Genomic DNA, 16,990 nt, shown 5'->3' on the forward strand with positions numbered 1-16,990 from the left:
CTCAAGACGCGGGGACGCGGATGATCAGGGCGTCGCCCTGGCCACCGCCACCGCAGAGCGCGGCGGCACCGACGCCGCCGCCCCGGCGCTGGAGCTCCAGCGCGAGGTGCAGCACGATGCGGGCGCCGGACATGCCGACCGGGTGGCCGAGCGCGATGGCGCCGCCGTTGACGTTGACCCTGTCCTGGTCGACGCCGAGCTGCCGCGCCGACTCGATGCCGACAGCGGCGAACGCCTCGTTGAGCTCGAAGAGGTCGATGTCGGAGACCGCGATGCCCTCCTTCTCGGCCGCCTTCGCGATCGCGTTGGCGGGCTGGAGTTGCAGCGAGGAGTCGGGGCCGGCGACCTGGCCGGAGGCGCCGATCTCGGCGAGCCAGGTCAGCCCGAGCTCCTCGGCCTTCGCCTTGCTCATCACGACCACGGCGCAGGCGCCGTCGGAGATCTGGGACGCGGACCCGGCGGTGATGCTGCCGTCCTTGGCCACCGGGCGCAGGCCCGAGAGCGACTCCACCGTGGTGTCGCCGCGGATGCCCTCGTCCTCGGCGACGGTGATGTCGCCCTTGCGGCTGGAGATGGTGACCGGGACGACCTCGTCGTCGAAGACGCCGTTCTTCCAGGCCACGGCCGCGCGCTGGTGCGACTGCGCCGCGAACGCGTCCTGCTCCTCACGGGTCAGGTTCGCGCCGGCCGCGTTGCACCCGTCGGTCAGGCTGATCATCGCCTGGTGGGTGAACTGGTCGTAGAGCGCGTCGTAGGCCATCGAGTCGACGAGCGTGGTGTCGCCGTACTTGAAGCCCTCGCGGCTCTTCGGGAGCAGGTGGGGAGCCTGGGTCATCGACTCCATGCCGCCGGCGACGACGATCTCGTGCTCGCCGGCGCGGATGAGCTGGTCGGCCATCGCGATCGCGTTGATCCCGGACAGGCACACCTTGTTGATGGTGATCGACGGGACGCTCATCGGGATGCCGCCCTTGACGGCAGCCTGGCGGGCGGTGATCTGGCCGGTCCCGGCCTGGATCACCTGGCCCATGATCACGTAGTCGACCTGCTCGCCGCTCACGCCCGCCTTGTCGAGGGCGCCCTTGATCGCGACGCCGCCGAGGTCGGCCGCCGACTGGTCCTTGAGGCCGCCGAGCAGGCGGCCGATCGGGGTGCGTGCTCCGGCGACGATGACTGAACCGGTCATGGGCTTTTCCTCCAGGCGATGCGGGTGAGGGGTACGTCTGGCGACGATACCCACCCCTGCGCCCGGCGCGGCAGGGGCTGTGACGCGCTCGGCGTGAGGCACACGTCACACCCCCTCGCGCCCCGCGCCGCCTTCGGCCACCATGTGGCCATGAGCGCTCCCGAGCAGTCCCTGCCGCAGGACGTCCAGCACCTCTTCACGGCGATCGACCACGTCGGCATCGCGGTGCCCGACCTCGACGAGGCGATCGCGTTCTACCGCGACACCTACGGCATGCAGGTCCTCCACGAGGAGGTCAACGAGGAGCAGGGCGTACGCGAGGCGATGGTGGGAGTCGGCGACACCGGCTCCTGCATCCAGCTGCTCGCGCCGCTGACCCCCGAGTCGACGATCGCGAAGTTCCTCGACCGCAGCGGCCCCGGCCTGCAGCAGCTCGCGTTCCGCGTCGACGACGTGGAGCACGTCGCCGACGTGCTGCGCGGGCGCGGCCTGCGCCTGCTGTACGACGCCCCGCGCCGCGGCACGTCCGACAGCCGGGTCAACTTCATCCACCCCAAGGACGCGGGCGGGGTGCTCGTCGAGCTCGTCGAGCCCGCTCGCTAGCGACGTACCTCACACCTCGGCCCACCCGAGGTTACCGACCGGTATCTTGACCCGACCGACCTTCGCGCCTCAGGAGACACCCGTGCAGAACATCCTCGACGCCATCCAGTCCGGCTCCGCGACCGCGGAGGACTTCGCCTCACTGGCGCTCCCCGAGTCCTACCGCGCCGCCTTCGTGAAGAAGGAGGAGGTGGACATGTTCGAGGGCCTCACCGCCAAGGAGAAGGACCCGCGCAAGTCCCTCCACGTGGACGAGGTGCCGCTGCCCGAGCTCGGTCCCGGCGAGGCCTTCGTAGCCGTGATGGCCTCCGCCATCAACTACAACACCGTGTGGACCTCGATCTTCGAGCCGGTGTCGACCTTCGGCTTCCTCGAGCGCTACGGCCGCAACAGCGAGCTCACCAAGCGCCACGACCTGCCGTACCACGTGGTCGGCTCCGACCTGTCCGGCGTCGTCCTCAAGACGGGCCCCGGCGTCACCAAGTGGAAGCCCGGTGACCGTGTTGTGGCGCACTGCCTCTCGGTCGAGCTCGAGGGCCCCGACGGCCACAACGACACGATGCTCGACACCGAGCAGCGGATCTGGGGCTTCGAGACCAACTTCGGCGGTCTGGCCGACGTGGCGATGGTCAAGGCCAACCAGCTGATGCCCAAGCCCGAGCACCTGACCTGGGAGGAGGCCGCCTCCCCCGGCCTCGTGAACTGCACGGCGTACCGCCAGCTGGTCTCCAAGAACGGCGGCGACATGAAGCAGGGCGACAACGTCCTGGTCTGGGGCGCCTCGGGCGGACTCGGCGGCTTCGCGACGCAGTACGCCCTCAACGGCGGCGCCACCCCCGTGTGCGTGGTCTCCAACGAGGAGAAGGCCGCCATCGCCCGGAGCATGGGCGCGGAGCTGATCATCAACCGCTCCGAGGAGGGCTACAAGTTCTGGAACGACGAGAACACCCAGCAGGACCCGAAGGAGTGGAAGCGCTTCGGCGCCAGGATCCGTGAGCTCACCGGTGGCGAGGACATCGACATCGTCTTCGAGCACCCGGGTCGCGAGACGTTCGGCGCGTCGGTCTTCGTGACCCGCAAGGGCGGCACGATCACCACGTGCGCCTCGACCTCGGGCTACATGCACGAGTACGACAACCGCTACCTGTGGATGAACCTCAAGCGGATCATCTCCAGCCACTTCGCCAACTACCGCGAGTCGTGGGAGGCCAATCGCCTCATCGCGAAGGGCAAGATCCACCCGACGCTGTCGCGCACGTACACCCTCGAGGAGGTCGGACAGGCCTCGCTCGACGTCCACCACAACACCCACCAGGGCAAGGTCGGCGTCCTGTGCCTGTCGCCGGAGGAGGGCCTCGGCGTCCTCGACCACGAGCTCCGCGCCCAGCACGAGACCGCGATCAACCGGTTCCGCGGGGTCTGATCGCGACCTGAGACCTTTCCCTCACCCTGCGGGGCGGATCCCCTGCGAGCCGGGGTGTCCTCATCCCCGGGCATCGGACAGACTGGCACCGAAGCAGTCCGTACGACGACGTGAGAGTGGGTGTCGCAGCATGAGCTCCGACCAGGGCCTGTCCATCTTCGACGAGCCGGAGTCCGACGGTGACGACCCGGCAGGCGCGGGCGAGGAGACCCAAGTCCTCCCCGTGACGCCGAAGGACGAGCCCGCGCGGGGAGAGGCGGCGCCCGAGAAGGCGCCCGCCGCGGCCAAGCCGGCGGAGCCGACGATGCCCGTGAAGGCCGCGGAGCCCGCGAAGCCCGCCCCCGTGGTGCCCCCGCGCGCTGCCTCGCCCGACCTGGAGACGACCCGACGGTCCCCCGTGGTCCCGGCCGCTGGCGCTGCCCCGCTGCCCCAGGTGAGGCGCGGCGGCTACGACAGGACCGCGGTCGACCAGCGCGTCGGCCAGCTGCAGACCGAGAAGTCTGGCCTGGCAACGAGCCTGGCCAGCAGCGAGCAGCGGGTCATCGACCTCGAGGGCGAGATCGCCCGGCTGCGCACCGAGCTCGAGGAGAACAGCAACCCGACGTACGCCGGCCTCGGTGGCCGCGCCACCTCGATGCTCAAGCTCGCCGAGGACGAGTCGACCGACGTGCGCAACGCCGCGCGGCGCGACGCCAGCGAGATCCGTTCGCAGGCCGAGCGAGACGCCCAGGGCATCCGGGCCGACGCCGCCCGCGAGGCCGACGACATGCGCATGGTCCAGCTCAAGGAGCTGGACGAGATGCGCGCCCGACTGACCGCGGACGCCGAGACCGAGCGCAGCCTGGCCAAGGCGGAGGCGGAGGACCTTCTTGCCGCCGCGCGTCGCGAGTCCGACCAGGTCCGGCTGGCCGCCCAGCAGGAGACCAACGAGATGCGCGTGACCGCCACCCGCGAGTCCGAGCAGGCCCGCGCCGCCGCCGACCGGGAGGTCCAGGAGGCGCGGCGCACGCTGTCGGTCGAGAAGGAGCGGCTCACCCGCGAGGCCGCCGAGCACCACAGCAACGCCACCGCCGAGACCCAGCGCCTCGTCACCGAGGCCGAGGAGCGCTCCACGGCCGCCGAGCAGCGCGCCCGGGAGGCCACGGCCCAGGCCAACGCCCACCGCCAGCAGGCACAGGCCGAGGCCGAGGGCCTGCTGTCACGGGCGCGCCGCGAGGCCGAACAGGTCGTCTCCTCGGCCCGCAGCCAGGCGGACTCGATCGGCACCAGCCGTGTCGCCGAAGCCGAACGCGAGCTCGCCAACATCCAGGCCGAGGTGGACCGGATGGCCAAGCGCCGCGACGCGATCACCGCGCAGCTCGGTGCCCTCCGTGACGTCGTCGCCGGCTTCAAAGAGGACGAGTCCTGAGCTGGCGCGACCGGCTCCGGGAGGCGACCTCCCGCGACGCCGCGTCCGACATCCCGCTCGACACCACCCTCGCCGAGGCACCCGAGGTGCTCGAGACGGTGGTGGAGCAGGTGAGTGAGGACGCCGACCGCGCCGAGGCCGCCGCCGAGTCCGCCGAGGAGTCGGCGAAAACGGCCGCCGAGATCGCCGAGAAGATCGACGACGCGACCGACCTCGTGATCGACGACGCTGCGCCTGCGCCGTACGTCGAGGCCGAGCCGGGCCCTGCCCCGCTGCTGCTGCGCCACTCCCCCTTCAAGATCGGGTTCTTCGGCGCGCTGGGCGCGGTCGTCGCGATCTTCCTCAGCCAGCAGCTGCTCAGCATCTCCTCGGTCATCATCCTGCTGGTGATGTCGATGTTCCTGGCGATCGGGCTCAACCCGGTCGTCGAGTTCTTCATGCGCCGAGGGGTCCGTCGCGGGCTCTCCGTCCTGCTCGTGCTCGTCGTCGTGATCGGCGTGCTCGCCCTGTTCGTGGTCGCCATCGCGCCCGTGATCAGCGAGCAGATCGCCCAGATCACCAAGAACGCGCCCGGGTGGCTCGACGACCTGCAGGCCAACAAGCAGGTCCAGAAGCTCGACGACCAGTACGACGTCATCGCCAAGGCGCGCGAGTACATCCAGAACGGCGACTTCGGGCAGAAGGTGTTCGGCGGCGCGCTCGGCGTGGGCCTCCGGGTGCTCTCCGCACTGGCCAACAGCCTCATCGTGCTCGTGCTGATGATCTACTTCCTGGCCTCGCTCCCCAGCATCAAGCACGCGGGCTACTCCCTCGCGCCGGCCTCGAAGCGGCCCCGTGTCAGCGAGCTCGGCGACCAGATCATCCGGTCGACGGGCGCCTACGTCGCCGGCGCCTTCTTCGTCGCCCTGTGCGCGGGGATCAGCACGCTGATCTTCTCGTTCATCGTCGGCCTGGGCGACTACGCCTTCGCGCTCGCCTTCGTGGTCGGGCTGTTCTCGCTGATCCCCGTGGTCGGCGCGTTCGTCTCCGGGGCGCTGATGACGCTGCTCGCCCTCACGGTGTCACCGACCATCGCGCTCATCGCGCTCGTCTACTACGTCGCCTACCAACAGGTGGAGTCCTACTTCATCTACCCGCGGATCATGAAGAAGTCCGTGGACATCCCCGGTTCGGTGACCGTGGTCGCCGCGCTGGTGGGTGGCTCGCTGATGGGCGTCATCGGCGCACTGCTGGCCGTCCCCGTCGCGGCCGCGCTGCTGCTGCTGCACCGTGAGGTGTTCCTCAAGCGGCAGGACGCTCGCTGAGCTCCGTCTGGGACTCCGGCAGCGGCTCGACGACGAGCGGAGCCCGGCCCTCGCCCAGCTTGACCACGACGACGCCGGCCAGCACCAGCAGGCCGCCGGCCAGCTGGACGGGGCGGGGCAGCTCGCCCAGCAGGAGCCACGCCCAGATCACGGCGGCGAGGACCTCGCCGAGCGCGACGAAGGACGCCAATCGGCTGCCGAGCCGCCGCCCGGCCGCGATGCCGGTGACGTAGGAGAAGGCCGCGGTGACCAGGCCCAGCGCCACGACGGGGATCCACCATGCGACGGCCCGCCCGTCGTACACCGCGTCGTCCGTCGAGGCGTGGAACGGCAGCAGACCCGAGGCGCCCGCCACCAGCAGCACGAGACCGCCCACGAGCAGTCCGCCGGCTGCCAACGTGATGCCGGGGAGCCCGTTGTCCTCGTCGGCAGAGATCACGAAGTAGGTCGCGGCGCCGACCATCGCGCCCAGGGCCCACAGGGCCCCGACGGCGCTCAGCTCGGCGCCGGAGATGACGTCGAGCACCAGCACCAGCCCGGCGGCGGCGATGCCCGCGCCCAGGAGGGTCAGGGCCGAGGGACGGTGGCCGTGGCGCAGCCAGAGCCACACGACCACGGCGACCGGTGCGGTGTACTCCAGCAGCAGGGCGACGCTCACCTGCATGTAGGTGACGGCGTAGAAGTAGCAGAGCTGCGCGCCTGCGACGGCCGCGACGCCGTACACCGCGATGAGGCCGGCGTTGACGCGAAGCAGGTGCCACCGCCCCCGGAGGGCCAGGGCTCCCGGGACGACCAGCACGGCAGCGGCGATCGCGATGCGCAGCGCCACGGTCGCACCCGCGCTCCAGCCGGTGTCGAGCAGCCCGCGCGCGAGCACGCCGGACAGGCCGAACGACGTCGCCGAGGCGACCGCCAGTGCCAGCCCGGTGGTGGTCCGGGAGCGTGCCATGTCATGCGTCAAAGCCGTCACGGTCATGACACTATGGCGGCCTGATGTAATGTGTCAACATGCTTTTCACGGATGACACGGACGCCTCGCTCCAGGCCGCGGTCGCCCTCGTCAACTCCACCGACGAGCCCGGCGAGCCACTCGGCTCGGTCGACGACCTGTCCGCCTTCCTCGCCTCGTGGCCCTACACCGGTCGGCTCGACGCCACGCAGGGCGAGCTCGACGCCGTACGCCGGCTCCGGCCCGCGCTCAAGGCCCTGCTGCTCGCCGAGCGCGACGAGGCCGCCGAGATCGTCAACAGCATGCTCGCGAAGGCGAAGGCCCTCCCCCAGCTCCAGCGGCACGACCACTGGGACTGGCACGTCCATGCCGTCGACCCCGACCGCCCGCTCGAGGAGCGCGTCGTGGTCGAGACCGCGATGGCGATGATCGACGTCATCCGGGCCGACGAGATGTCGCGGCTCGACCGGTGCGCGTCCGACGACTGCGACGACGTCGTGCTCGATCTCTCGCGCAACCGATCGCGTCGCTACTGCTCCACCACCTGCGGCAACCGCGAGGCCGTCGCGGCCTACCGCGCGCGCCAGAAGGCCTGAACCGCGGCTAGCGAGACGCGTCGGGCAGGAACCGGCGCAGCACCTCGAGGAAGACCGCCGGCTGCTCGGAGTGCACCCAGTGCCCGGCACCCTTGACCAGCACCCTGCGGTTGCGCGGAAAGCGTCGGTCCATCTCGGGCGCGTGCGCGTCGTCGATGTAGTCGGAGTCGGCACCGCCGACCCACAGCACCGGACCGTCGTACGACGCCGCGCCGAGCGCGTCGCCCGGCCAGCCGGTGAGCCCGTCCATCGACGCGCCGAGCAGGTCGAGGTTCACCTGCCAGTGCCAGCCGTCCTCGGTGCGGCGGAGGTTCTGCAGGAGGAAGCTGCGAACAACCGGGTTGGGCACCGGATCGCGCAACGCCTCGTCGGCCTGGTCGCGGCGCTCGAGCGTGGAGAGGTCGAGACCGCGCATCGTCTCGATGTAGCCGACGAACTCGCGGCCGCTCGGGTAGGCCACCGGCGCCACGTCGACGACGACCAGCCGCTCGACGAGGTCGGGGTGCCGCAGGGCCAGGCACATCGCGATCTTGCCGCCCATGGAGTGCCCGACCAGTGCCACCGGAGTCTCCGGCGACCGCTCCCGCAGATCGACGGCGACGAGGTCGGCCAGCTCGACGTAGTCGAACGTCTCCGTCCACGGCGAGCGGCCGTGGTTGGGCATGTCGAGCAGGAGCACGCGGTGGTCGGAGCTGAGCGCCTTGGCGACCTGCGTCCAGTTCTTGCCCTGCCCGAACAGGCCGTGGCAGAAGGCGACGGTCGACCCGGGTGCGTCCTCACCGAGGACGGTCGTGTGCAGGCTCACGTGACCATCGTGTCAGGCGGGCGAACGTGCCCTGGAAGGGGTCGGGTCAGAAGTCGAAGCCGTCGAAGAGGCCGCCGATGCCGTCGCCGATGCCGCCGAACATGTCACCGAGCCCCTCGCCGAGGGCGCCGATGCCGTCGCCGATGCCGTCGAAGCCACCGCCGAACAGCATGCCCATGAACATCCAGTCCATCGGGCCGAAGCCGCCGAAGTAGCCCTGGGCGTACGGCTGGTAGGCCCGGCCGCCCTGCCAGTAGGGCACCCGGCGCGAGCCGACCATCACCTTGCGGATGTCGGGCTCGGCGCCGGCGCGCACGCGCTCGGCGTCGAGCGCGCACGCGGGGACGTCGCGGGACGCGCCACCGGGCGGCACCCACGGGACGTCGACGACCGACAGGCCGTGGCGGGGGTCGAAGAAGCACGGGGGACGGCGCTGCGGCAGCGGCTGGCCGGCCACCCGGGCGCGTACGCACGCCATGGCGTAGCGGCCGTCCTCGAGGATCTCGGTCACGTGCCGCACGTCGTCAGGACGAGTCAGGGCGGCCGCGGCCGCCTTGGCGGACTCGTACGAGTCGAGAGCGCGCTGGTAGTCGGCGTTGGCGCCGGGGTCGAGCTCCTCGCCGGCGAGGTCGATGTCGAGGTCCTGGAGCTCGACGCCGAGGGCCGTGACGTCCTCCTCGGCGAGCCGCTTCACCGGTGCGACCTCGGCCTCGGCGCGGGCCAGCTCACGTCGCTTGCCCGTCTTGCCGGCCGCCACCGCGACGCCGGTCAGCCCGCCCAGGACGAGCAGCACGAGGACGAGTTCCATGGGCACAGCGTACGCAGCGGCGGCAAGGTCCTGACGGCGGTCGGAGCGCGCTCCGGGAAGCGGTCGGAGCGCGCTCCCGCGCACGCAGGAGCAGGTCGCACATCGACCCCCATCGATGCGCGACCTGCTCTGAGAGGCGGCCAGCGGCCGTCGAGACCATCCCCTGTGCGGTCCCGACGTCCTCGGCGTGCGCCAAGCCTCCCGCGCGGGGCCGGTGACCGGCATCCGTAGTCCTACCTAACTCCGGGCGCCGGGACGATAGATTCGGCCCGTGCTGTCTCCGTGCCTGGGCCGTGACGACGTCCAGCGCGCGCTGGGCGCCGCGCTCGCCGAGTCGCGCTGGGTGACCGTCGTGGGCCCGCCCGGTAGCGGCAAGACGCTGATCGTCCGCCACGTCGCAGCCGACACCGAGACCTGGTGGGTCGACGCGCGCACCCTGCGCAGCCTCGACGACGTGCTCGTCGCCGCCCTGCAGTGCCTCGACGCCGAGACCGCTCCCGGCGACTCCCTCGTGGGTGCACTGGGGCGCGCCGTCGACGGCCGCGCGTGCCTGCTGGTGCTCGACGGCCTCGACCTCGACGCCACCGATGCCGGACCGATGCTGCAGGCGGTGCTCGAGAGCACGAGCGATGCCCGGGTCGTGGTGACCGCGCTGACCACGGCCGGCCAGCCGCACGAGTCCGTCGTACGCGTCGGCCCGCTCCCGGTGCCGTCCCACCGCTCGCCCCTCGAGGGGCCGGCCGTGGAGCTGTTCCTGCGCCGGGTCCGGTCCGCGGGCGGCCAGCCGGTCGACCTCGACGCGCAGGCCCACGAGGTACGCCGGCTGCTGCGAGCCACGGGCGGCCTCCCGCTCCTCATCGAGCAGGTCGCCGTGCAGTCGGCGCTGGTCGGGCTGAGCAACGCGATGTCGAGTGCCAGCCTCGACGAGGCGGTCGACTCCGCGCACGACCTGCTCGACGACGACAGCGCCACCGCGCTGCGCCGGATCGGGCTGCTGGGGTTCCCCGTCGGGCTGGGCGTGCTCGCACGGGTGCTGGACGAGTCCTCGGCCCGCGCCGCCGACCTGGCCGGCAACCTCGTCCGCCGCAGCCTGCTCGAGGTCGACCCCCGAGGACGCTTCGACATGCTCTCGCCCATCCGGGGCCGGGCGCGCGCCATCGCGCGGCCGCACGACGTGGCGGCGGTGGAGTCGGGGCTCATCGGCTGGGCGGACGACAACGCACCGGCCCACGACAACTACGGCGCCGCCGACGCCGACTGGCTCAAGGACCTGCCGGCGATGCGCCACGCGGTGCTCACCGCCTGCGAGAAACCGGAGACCCGCGCCGAGGGCTACTCGGTGGCCAACCGGATCTTCTCCTCGCTCTACACCTCGATGCGCGCGCGTGACGCCGTCGAGATCCTCGAGGCCGCCCTGTCGAGCGGCGACGGGCCACCGGCGATCGGTGCCCAGATCGCCCGGCGGGCCGGGATCGCCGCCTCCGAGATGCGCGGGACCTACGAGGGACTCTGGCTGCTGGACCGGGCCGACGAGCACGCCTCGTCGGCACCGAGCCCCGAGGAGCAGCTGGCCAAGACCGCGTCCATCCGGGCCGAGATGCACCTCGACGCCGGCGAGATGGAGCTCGCCGAGCGCGAGGCCCGCCGCGCGCTCGACCTTGATCCCGAGGGTTCCATCCGGCGCCAGGCCACCCGGACCCTTGCCGACGTCTACACGTCCCAGGGTCGCTTCGCGGAGGCGGCGCAGGCGGCCGGTGACGCCCTCCCGGCGCGGATGAGTCGCGACGAGCGGTGGATCGACCTCTCCGCCCGTACGCTCCTGGCCCGGATCGCGCTGGAGCAGGGACGCGTCGCCGAGGCGGTCGCCGGCACCCGGGCCGTGGTGCTCGAGGCCCGCGAGCTCGCCGAGGACCGGGTCGGCCTGCTGGCCGAGACCCTCCTGCGGGGGCTCGACCCGACGTGGGAGCCGCTCGAGGTCGACCGCCAGAGCCTGCCGTGGGCAGTACGCCTCCCGGTGCTCACCCAGGACGGGCGCGACCTGCTGGTGCGCGGCGAGCTGCGACAGGCGGCCGGCCTCGCCGCCGACGTGGTCGCGCTCGCGGACTCCGCGCGGCTGGGTCGCGACAGCGTCGAGGCCCGGCTGCTGCTCGGCCGCGCGCTCGTCGGGCTCGGTGATCTCGACCAGGCCACCACGACCTACCTCACCGCCCTCGACCACTGCCGCACGATGCGGCTCCCCCTGCGCGCCGCCGACGTGCTCGACGGACTCGCCGGGGTCGCGCGCGCCCGGCAGCTCCCGGAGACGCGGTCGCTGGCGGCAGCCGCGGCCGCACTGCGCACCCCGCGGATGGCGGTGCGGTGGGGCTACGCAGCCGACTACGACGTGGTGCCGGCGAGCCGGGCTCCCGAGGCGTGGATCCACGGCGAGGACCTGTCCGCCGACGCCGTCACCCTCATCAGCGCCGTCTTCAACCGCCCCACCTCCGAGCCTCCGTCCGTGCTCGACCAGCTGACGGCGGCCGAGCGGTTGGTCGCCGAGCGCGTGGCTCAGGGCCTCACCAGCCGCGCGATCGCCGAGGAGCTCTTCGTCTCCCCGCGCACGGTCGACGCCCACCTGACCCACATCTACCGCAAGCTCGACATCAACACCCGCGCCCGGCTCGCGGGGCTGGTCACCGAGCAGACCCACGGACGCGCCCACGCCTGAGGCCGTCGTCGCACGCGCTGTCGGTGGGGCGCGGCAGGATGTCGGGCATGAGCCGAACGATCCAGGTCACCTTCGACGCCCACGACCCCGAGACGCTCTCGCGCTTCTGGGCGGCAGCCATGGGCTACGTCAACCCGCCGCCGCCCGGCCGCGAGGTCGAACCCGGGCAGGACGTGTTCGACGTCTGGCACGACTTCCTGCGTGAGGTCGGGGTCCCTGAGTCGGAGTGGAACTCCGCGTCGGCGGCGCAGGACCCCGACGGTGACGGACCGCGGCTGTTCTTCCAGCGCGTGCCGGAGGGCAAGACCGCGAAGAACCGGGTGCACCTCGACCTCCGCGCCGCGCCGGGCCTCGAGGGCGAGGAGCGGATGGCGGCCCTGGAGGCGGAGTCCGAGCGCCTGGTCGTCCTCGGCGCGACACGGGTGGAGCGGCACGAGCCCGCCCCGCCGATGACCGGTGGTCACCTGGTGATGAGCGACCCCGAGGGCAACGAGTTCTGCCTGGACTGACTAGCGCGCGCTGTAGTCCCGGAAGCCGCGCCCGGCCTTGCGACCGAGGTAGCCGGCCGTGACCAGGTGCTCCAGCAGCGGTGCCGGGGAGAACCCGGGCTCGCGGAACTCGAGGTAGAGCTCCTTCTGGATGGCCAGCGACACGTCGTTGCCGACGACGTCGAGCAGCTCGAAGGGACCCATCGGCAGCGCGCAGCCCAGCTTCATGGCCATGTCGATGTCGTCGGCGGTGGCGTAGTGCGCCTCGAGCATCTTCACGGCGTCGTTGAGGTAGGGGAAGAGCAGGGCGTTGACGATGAACCCGGCACGGTCACCGCACCTCACGGCGACCTTGCCGACCTTTTCGCACAGCGCGAGCACGGTCTCGGTCACGGCCTCGTCGGTGGCGACCGTGGAGACCACCTCGACGAGCTTCATGATCGCGGCCGGGTTGAAGAAGTGCATGCCGATGACGTGCTGGGGACGCTTGGTCACCTTGGCCATCGAGATGATCGGCAGCGAGGACGTCGTCGTGGCGAGGATGGCGCCGGGCTTGCAGATCTCGTCGAGGTTCTCGAAGAGCGTGGTCTTGATCGCGAGGTCCTCCGCGATCGCCTCGACGACGAGGTCGACGTCGCGGAGGTCGTCGAGCGAGGTGGTGCCGCGTACGCGACCCAGCACCTCGGCCTTCTGCTCCTCCGTGGCCCGGCCGCGCTGGATCTGCTTGTCGAAGTTCCGGGTGATCGCGGCGACGACACCGGCGATCTTGTCCTGGCCGCGACCGGTGAAGAGGACGTCGTAGCCGGCCTTCGCGAAGACCTCCACGATGCCCGCGGCCATCGTCCCGGTGCCCACGACCCCGACGAGCCGGATGTCGTGGTGGAGCTGCGGCAGGTCGTCGGTGCTCGGCGTCTGGGCGTCGTCGACGACGATCGGGGAGTCGGGCGCCTCGTAGGTGTAGAACCCGCGGCCCGACTTGCGACCCAGCAGGCCGGCGGTGACGTACTGCTTGAGGATCGGCGCCGGCGCGTGCAGCCGGTCGCGGCCCTGCTTGTACATCGTGTCGAGGATCTCGTACGCCGTGTCGAGGCCGATGAGGTCGAGCAGCGCGAGCGGACCCATCGGGTAGCCGCAGCCGAAGCGCATGGCGGCGTCGATGTCCTCGCGCGAGGCGTACTTGCCCTCGTACATCGAGACCGCGTGGTTGAGGTAGCCGAAGAGCAGCGTGTTGGCGATGAAGCCGGCCTTGTCGCCGCACACGACCGGGTTCTTGCCCAGGCCGCGCAGCACGCCCTGGACGTCCTCCAGGACGCTCGGCTCGGTGACCACGGTGCGGATGATCTCGACGAGGTTCTGCACGGGTGCGGGGTTGAAGAAGTGGACCCCGATGACGCGGCCGGGCTTGGAGTTGGCCGTCGAGATCTCGGTGACGCTCAGCGAGGAGGTGTTGGTCGCGAGCACGGCGTCATCGCGGACGATGCCGTCGAGCAGCCGGAAGATCGACTTCTTGACCTCGAGCGACTCCACCACGGCCTCGACCACGAGGTCGGCCACGGCCAGGGCCTTCATGTCGGTGGTGAGGGTGATCCGGCCGAGCAGCTCGGCCTGCTGCTCCGCGGTCATCTTCTCGCGCTTCACCGCGCGCCCCGTGGAGTGCTCGAGGTGCTGGTGGCCGCGCTCGACGGCTCCGTCGTTGAGCTCGACGCCGATCACGGTGTAGCCGTTGCGGGCGAAGACCTCGGCGATGCCGGCGCCCATGGTGCCGAGGCCGATCACGCCGACCGTGCTGAACTCGCGGGCAGTCTCGTCAGTCATGGACGCATGCTCCCACGCGGGTGCTGCCCTGCGGGTGTGGGAACCGTCACGTCGTGGGGCGTACGACGACCACCTCGTCGCCCGGTCGGACCGGGCCCGGCCGCACCACCTTGGCGCACAGCCCGCGCAACCGCCGCGGCTTGCCCTCGTCGCCGTTGACGAAGGCCATCGCGTCCTTGCCGTAGCGGGCGATGAACTTCGCGCAGCCGTTGTGCGGCTGGTCGGTCACGACGACCACGGCACCCTCGGGACCGCCGATGTGGAGCTCGCTCCACGCGGGGAGGTTGGCGTGGGACAGGTCGAGGTCGAGGAACATCTGGTCACCGGCGAGCACCTCGCGGTCCGGGTCCTGCGCGACGAACTCCACGAGTCGGTGGCTCATCAGGTTGAGCTGCATGTCGGGGTGCGCCGCACCGTCGGGCATCCGCCGGCTGCCGCGCGAGCGCCACGTGTCGCCGACGAGGCCATCGGCGACGTCGAGGTGGCCGACCTCCAGCACCTCGCGCTCCCCCACGGCGGGCCGGCGTACGACGGTGCGGAGGACGCCGACGTCGCGCGGGGCATCGTCCAGCGTCGGGAGGAACGCGGTGAGCTCCGCGGTCGAGCGGTGGGCGCGGAGCGGTCGCCGCATCCAGGCGCGCGGGCCGTGCCGGGACAGGCCGAGCCGCTCCTCGTCCTCCGAGATCGCGAGCTGGGCGGCGGTCATCGGCTCGTCGGCAGCGACCTCGACGAAGCCGTGGCGGGCGTAGAACGGCCCGTTCCACGGCAGGTCGGCGTACGTCGTGAGGGTGAGCGAGCCGTGGCCCTTGAGCGCGGCCCGCTCGGCCGCCGCCTCGAGCAGCGCGCTGCCGACGCCGCGGCGCCCGTGGTCGGGGTGAACCGAGATCTGGGCGAGGTGGGCGTGGGACTCCAGGTCGACCACGTGGGCGAAGCCGATCGCGGGGTCGCCGGCGACGAGGAGGAATCCCGGCTCCGACATCCGCTGCTGGCCGCTGGGGGCCGGGGACGCGAGGGCATCACCGGTCAGGTCACCCAGCACCTTCTCGAACATACCGATCCCCGAGTCCTCGATCGCGGCGATCAGCGGCAGGTCGCGCGCCCGCGCGGGGCGTACTGCGTGGTCCGTCACGGGGCCACTGTAGATTCGCCCGTCGTGAGGATCGTCGTGGCGCGCTGCCAGGTGGACTATGCCGGGCGGCTGACCGCCCACCTGCCCCTTGCGACCCGGGTCCTGATGCTCAAGTCGGACGGCTCGGTCCTCATCCACTCCGACGGCGGCTCCTACAAGCCGCTCAACTGGATGTCGCCGCCGTGCACGGTCCGCGAGGGCGTCGACGAGGACGGCCGCCCCGAGTGGGTGGTGACCGCCGGCAAGACCGACGACACCCTGCGCATCCTCATCGACGAGGTCCTCCACGACACCTCGCACGACCTCGGCGTCGACCCCGGCCTGCAGAAGGACGGCGTCGAGAAGCACCTCCAGGAGCTGCTCGCCGAGCACCCGGCCACACTGTCCGACGGCCTGACCCTCGTCCGTCGGGAGTTCATGACCGCCATCGGCCCGGTCGACCTGATGTGCCGCGACGCCGACGGCCTGTCGGTCGCCGTCGAGATCAAGCGCCGCGGCGAGATCGACGGCGTCGAGCAGCTCACCCGCTACCTCGAGCTCCTCAACCGCGACCCGATGCTGACCATCAAGGGGCCGGTCCGCGGCATCTACGCCGCCCAGGAGATCAAGCCCCAGGCGCGCGTGCTCGCCACTGACCGCGGCATTGCCTGCGCCCTCGTCGACTACGACGCGCTCCGCGGGATGGACGACGGAGCCGAGCACCGGTTGTTCTAGTCAGCCCCGCGCGCGCCGCATGACCTCGACCAGGAGGTTGGCGTAGCCGCGGGCGTCGTCGATGGCGCGGTGGGTGTGCTCGACCTCGCCGAACCACTCGCTGGGCAGGTCGTGGACCGAGAACGTCGCCCAGTCACCGCCGGTGACGCCGCAGGCGAGGCTCTTGAGACAGAGGCCCGGACCGTGGAAGAGACGGTCGGTCTCGTCGGGACCTTGCGTGAGGCCATACGCCGTGAACCGGCGCAGGTAGTGGTCGACGTAGGTCCCGTCGAAACCGAGCGGGGACGCGACGAACTCGCGCTCCTCCCCCAGCCCCTGGACCCACGTGACGAAGTCGGACATCACCTCGGGGACCGGGCGGGCGCCGACGGTCGACGCGGCGAGAACCTCCGGCGGCTGGGAGAGCCACCAGTCCCACGTGGCCGGGTTCGGCTGCGCGCCGGGCAGCCGCTCGAGCACGGCCTCGAACTCCCCCACGTGCGCGCCGGATGCCGTCACGGCGACGGAGGCGAAGGCGAGCATCGAGTGCGGGCCGGGGACGAAGCCGTCGACCTCGATGTCGGTCACGACGTAGACGCGCTCGCTCATGTCGTTACCCTCGCACGGTGACCTCGCCCGTTCCCGAGCGCATCTTCCACATCGCCACCGCAGCCGACTGGCGACGTACGCTCGGCACCGGGACCTACACCACCTCGACCGCGGGCCGCACCCTCGCCGAGGAGGGCTTCATCCACGCCAGTCGTCGTGACCAGGTGCAGGGCGTCTTCGACCGCTACTACCGATCGGCGGGTGAGCACCTGCTGCTCCTGACGATAGACCCGACGCGGCTCACCGACGCCGAGGTGCGGGTGGAGGCCGTCGGGGACGACACCTACCCGCACGTCTACGGACCGATCAACCGCAGTGCCGTCGTCGACGCCAGCCCGCTCGACCGACGCGGTCGCCCCGAGACCGTCACGTCGCTGTGGGTCAAGGGCATGGCCCTGCGGATGGGCATCGCGGTGGCCGTCATGCTGCTGGTCGCGGTCGTGGTGACCGTCGTCCTGTGAGCCGCC

16 protein-coding genes are annotated in these 16,990 nt (G+C 71.6%); 9 read left to right on the top strand and 7 right to left on the bottom strand.

The genetic code is table 11. The annotated features are described in order from the left end of the window. Position 1 precedes the first annotated feature (1 nt). Positions 2–1,186 (bottom strand): acetyl-CoA C-acetyltransferase, encoded by a 1,185-nt coding sequence (locus tag EUA94_RS00765; protein ID WP_129423712.1) that lies wholly within the window; start codon positions 1,184–1,186, stop codon positions 2–4. Between the two features lie 150 nt (positions 1,187–1,336). Between EUA94_RS00765 and mce the strand changes: the two genes are divergently transcribed. The 4 genes from mce (at position 1,337) to EUA94_RS00785 (ending at position 5,924) form a co-directional block, all read left to right on the top strand. Then, entirely contained in the window at positions 1,337–1,789 is a 453-nt protein-coding gene (gene mce, locus EUA94_RS00770) for a methylmalonyl-CoA epimerase (protein WP_129423714.1), read from the top strand. 82 nt (positions 1,790–1,871) lie between these two features. Next, positions 1,872–3,212, top strand: coding sequence for a crotonyl-CoA carboxylase/reductase (gene ccrA, locus EUA94_RS00775; RefSeq protein WP_129423716.1), 1,341 nt, complete (start codon positions 1,872–1,874; stop codon positions 3,210–3,212). A 130-nt stretch (positions 3,213–3,342) separates the two neighbouring features. Beyond that, on the top strand, positions 3,343–4,620 hold the full coding sequence (locus tag EUA94_RS00780) for a coiled-coil domain-containing protein (RefSeq protein ID WP_129423718.1): 1,278 nt from the start codon (positions 3,343–3,345) through the stop codon (positions 4,618–4,620). 86 nt (positions 4,621–4,706) lie between these two features. Continuing rightward, positions 4,707–5,924 (top strand): AI-2E family transporter, encoded by a 1,218-nt coding sequence (locus EUA94_RS00785; RefSeq protein ID WP_165356752.1) that lies wholly within the window; start codon positions 4,707–4,709, stop codon positions 5,922–5,924. Here the strand turns inward: EUA94_RS00785 and EUA94_RS00790 are convergent. Next, positions 5,902–6,873, bottom strand: a complete 972-nt coding sequence (locus tag EUA94_RS00790; RefSeq protein WP_207210342.1) for an EamA family transporter — start codon at positions 6,871–6,873, stop codon at positions 5,902–5,904. The genes EUA94_RS00785 and EUA94_RS00790 overlap by 23 nt on opposite strands. 59 nt (positions 6,874–6,932) lie before the next feature. On the opposite strand from EUA94_RS00790, the gene EUA94_RS00795 reads away from it, so the two are divergent. Continuing rightward, on the top strand, positions 6,933–7,469 hold the full coding sequence (locus EUA94_RS00795; protein ID WP_129423724.1) for a CGNR zinc finger domain-containing protein: 537 nt from the start codon (positions 6,933–6,935) through the stop codon (positions 7,467–7,469). Between the two features lie 7 nt (positions 7,470–7,476). Here EUA94_RS00795 and EUA94_RS00800 read toward each other — a convergent pair whose 3' ends face one another. Together EUA94_RS00800 and EUA94_RS00805 are read right to left on the bottom strand one after the other, a co-directional pair. Continuing rightward, positions 7,477–8,274: an alpha/beta fold hydrolase gene (locus EUA94_RS00800; RefSeq protein WP_129423726.1), complete on the bottom strand. Its 798-nt coding sequence runs from the start codon at positions 8,272–8,274 to the stop codon at positions 7,477–7,479. A gap of 46 nt (positions 8,275–8,320) precedes the next feature. Beyond that, a complete protein-coding gene (locus tag EUA94_RS00805) occupies positions 8,321–9,082 on the bottom strand; it encodes a hypothetical protein (protein WP_129423728.1) in 762 nt (253 codons plus the stop codon). A gap of 271 nt (positions 9,083–9,353) precedes the next feature. Here EUA94_RS00805 and EUA94_RS00810 point away from each other — a divergent pair, with 271 nt between their 5' ends. Both EUA94_RS00810 and EUA94_RS00815 read left to right on the top strand, forming a co-directional pair. Next, positions 9,354–11,789: a LuxR family transcriptional regulator gene (locus EUA94_RS00810; protein ID WP_129423730.1), complete on the top strand. Its 2,436-nt coding sequence runs from the start codon at positions 9,354–9,356 to the stop codon at positions 11,787–11,789. 47 nt (positions 11,790–11,836) lie between these two features. After that, complete coding sequence (locus EUA94_RS00815; protein ID WP_129423732.1) at positions 11,837–12,298, top strand: VOC family protein; 462 nt, start codon at positions 11,837–11,839, stop codon at positions 12,296–12,298. Here the strand turns inward: EUA94_RS00815 and EUA94_RS00820 are convergent, their stop codons facing one another. Beyond that, the gene (locus EUA94_RS00820) at positions 12,299–14,092 is read right to left on the bottom strand and encodes a 3-hydroxyacyl-CoA dehydrogenase family protein (RefSeq protein ID WP_129423734.1); all 1,794 of its coding nucleotides are present in this window, start codon (positions 14,090–14,092) and stop codon (positions 12,299–12,301) included. A gap of 46 nt (positions 14,093–14,138) precedes the next feature. Then, positions 14,139–15,221, bottom strand: a complete 1,083-nt coding sequence (locus tag EUA94_RS22325) for a GNAT family N-acetyltransferase (protein WP_207210343.1) — start codon at positions 15,219–15,221, stop codon at positions 14,139–14,141. Between EUA94_RS22325 and nucS the strand changes: the two genes are divergently transcribed. Beyond that, positions 15,210–15,935: an endonuclease NucS gene (nucS, locus tag EUA94_RS00835; RefSeq protein ID WP_129423736.1), complete on the top strand. Its 726-nt coding sequence runs from the start codon at positions 15,210–15,212 to the stop codon at positions 15,933–15,935. The two genes, EUA94_RS22325 and nucS, sit on opposite strands and share 12 nt — an antisense overlap. Here nucS and EUA94_RS00840 read toward each other — a convergent pair whose 3' ends face one another. Further along, positions 15,936–16,523 carry a 3'-5' exonuclease family protein gene (locus EUA94_RS00840; RefSeq protein WP_129423738.1) on the bottom strand — a complete coding sequence of 196 codons (588 nt, stop codon included), beginning with the start codon at positions 16,521–16,523 and terminating at the stop codon, positions 15,936–15,938. It lies immediately after the preceding gene. A gap of 17 nt (positions 16,524–16,540) precedes the next feature. Between EUA94_RS00840 and EUA94_RS00845 the strand changes: the two genes are divergently transcribed. Next, complete coding sequence (locus EUA94_RS00845) at positions 16,541–16,984, top strand: DUF952 domain-containing protein (RefSeq protein ID WP_207210345.1); 444 nt, start codon at positions 16,541–16,543, stop codon at positions 16,982–16,984. The last annotated feature ends 6 nt before the right edge of the window (positions 16,985–16,990 follow it).

The organism is Nocardioides zhouii, assembly GCF_004137345.1.
In the GTDB taxonomy this organism is placed as follows: domain Bacteria; phylum Actinomycetota; class Actinomycetes; order Propionibacteriales; family Nocardioidaceae; genus Nocardioides; species Nocardioides zhouii.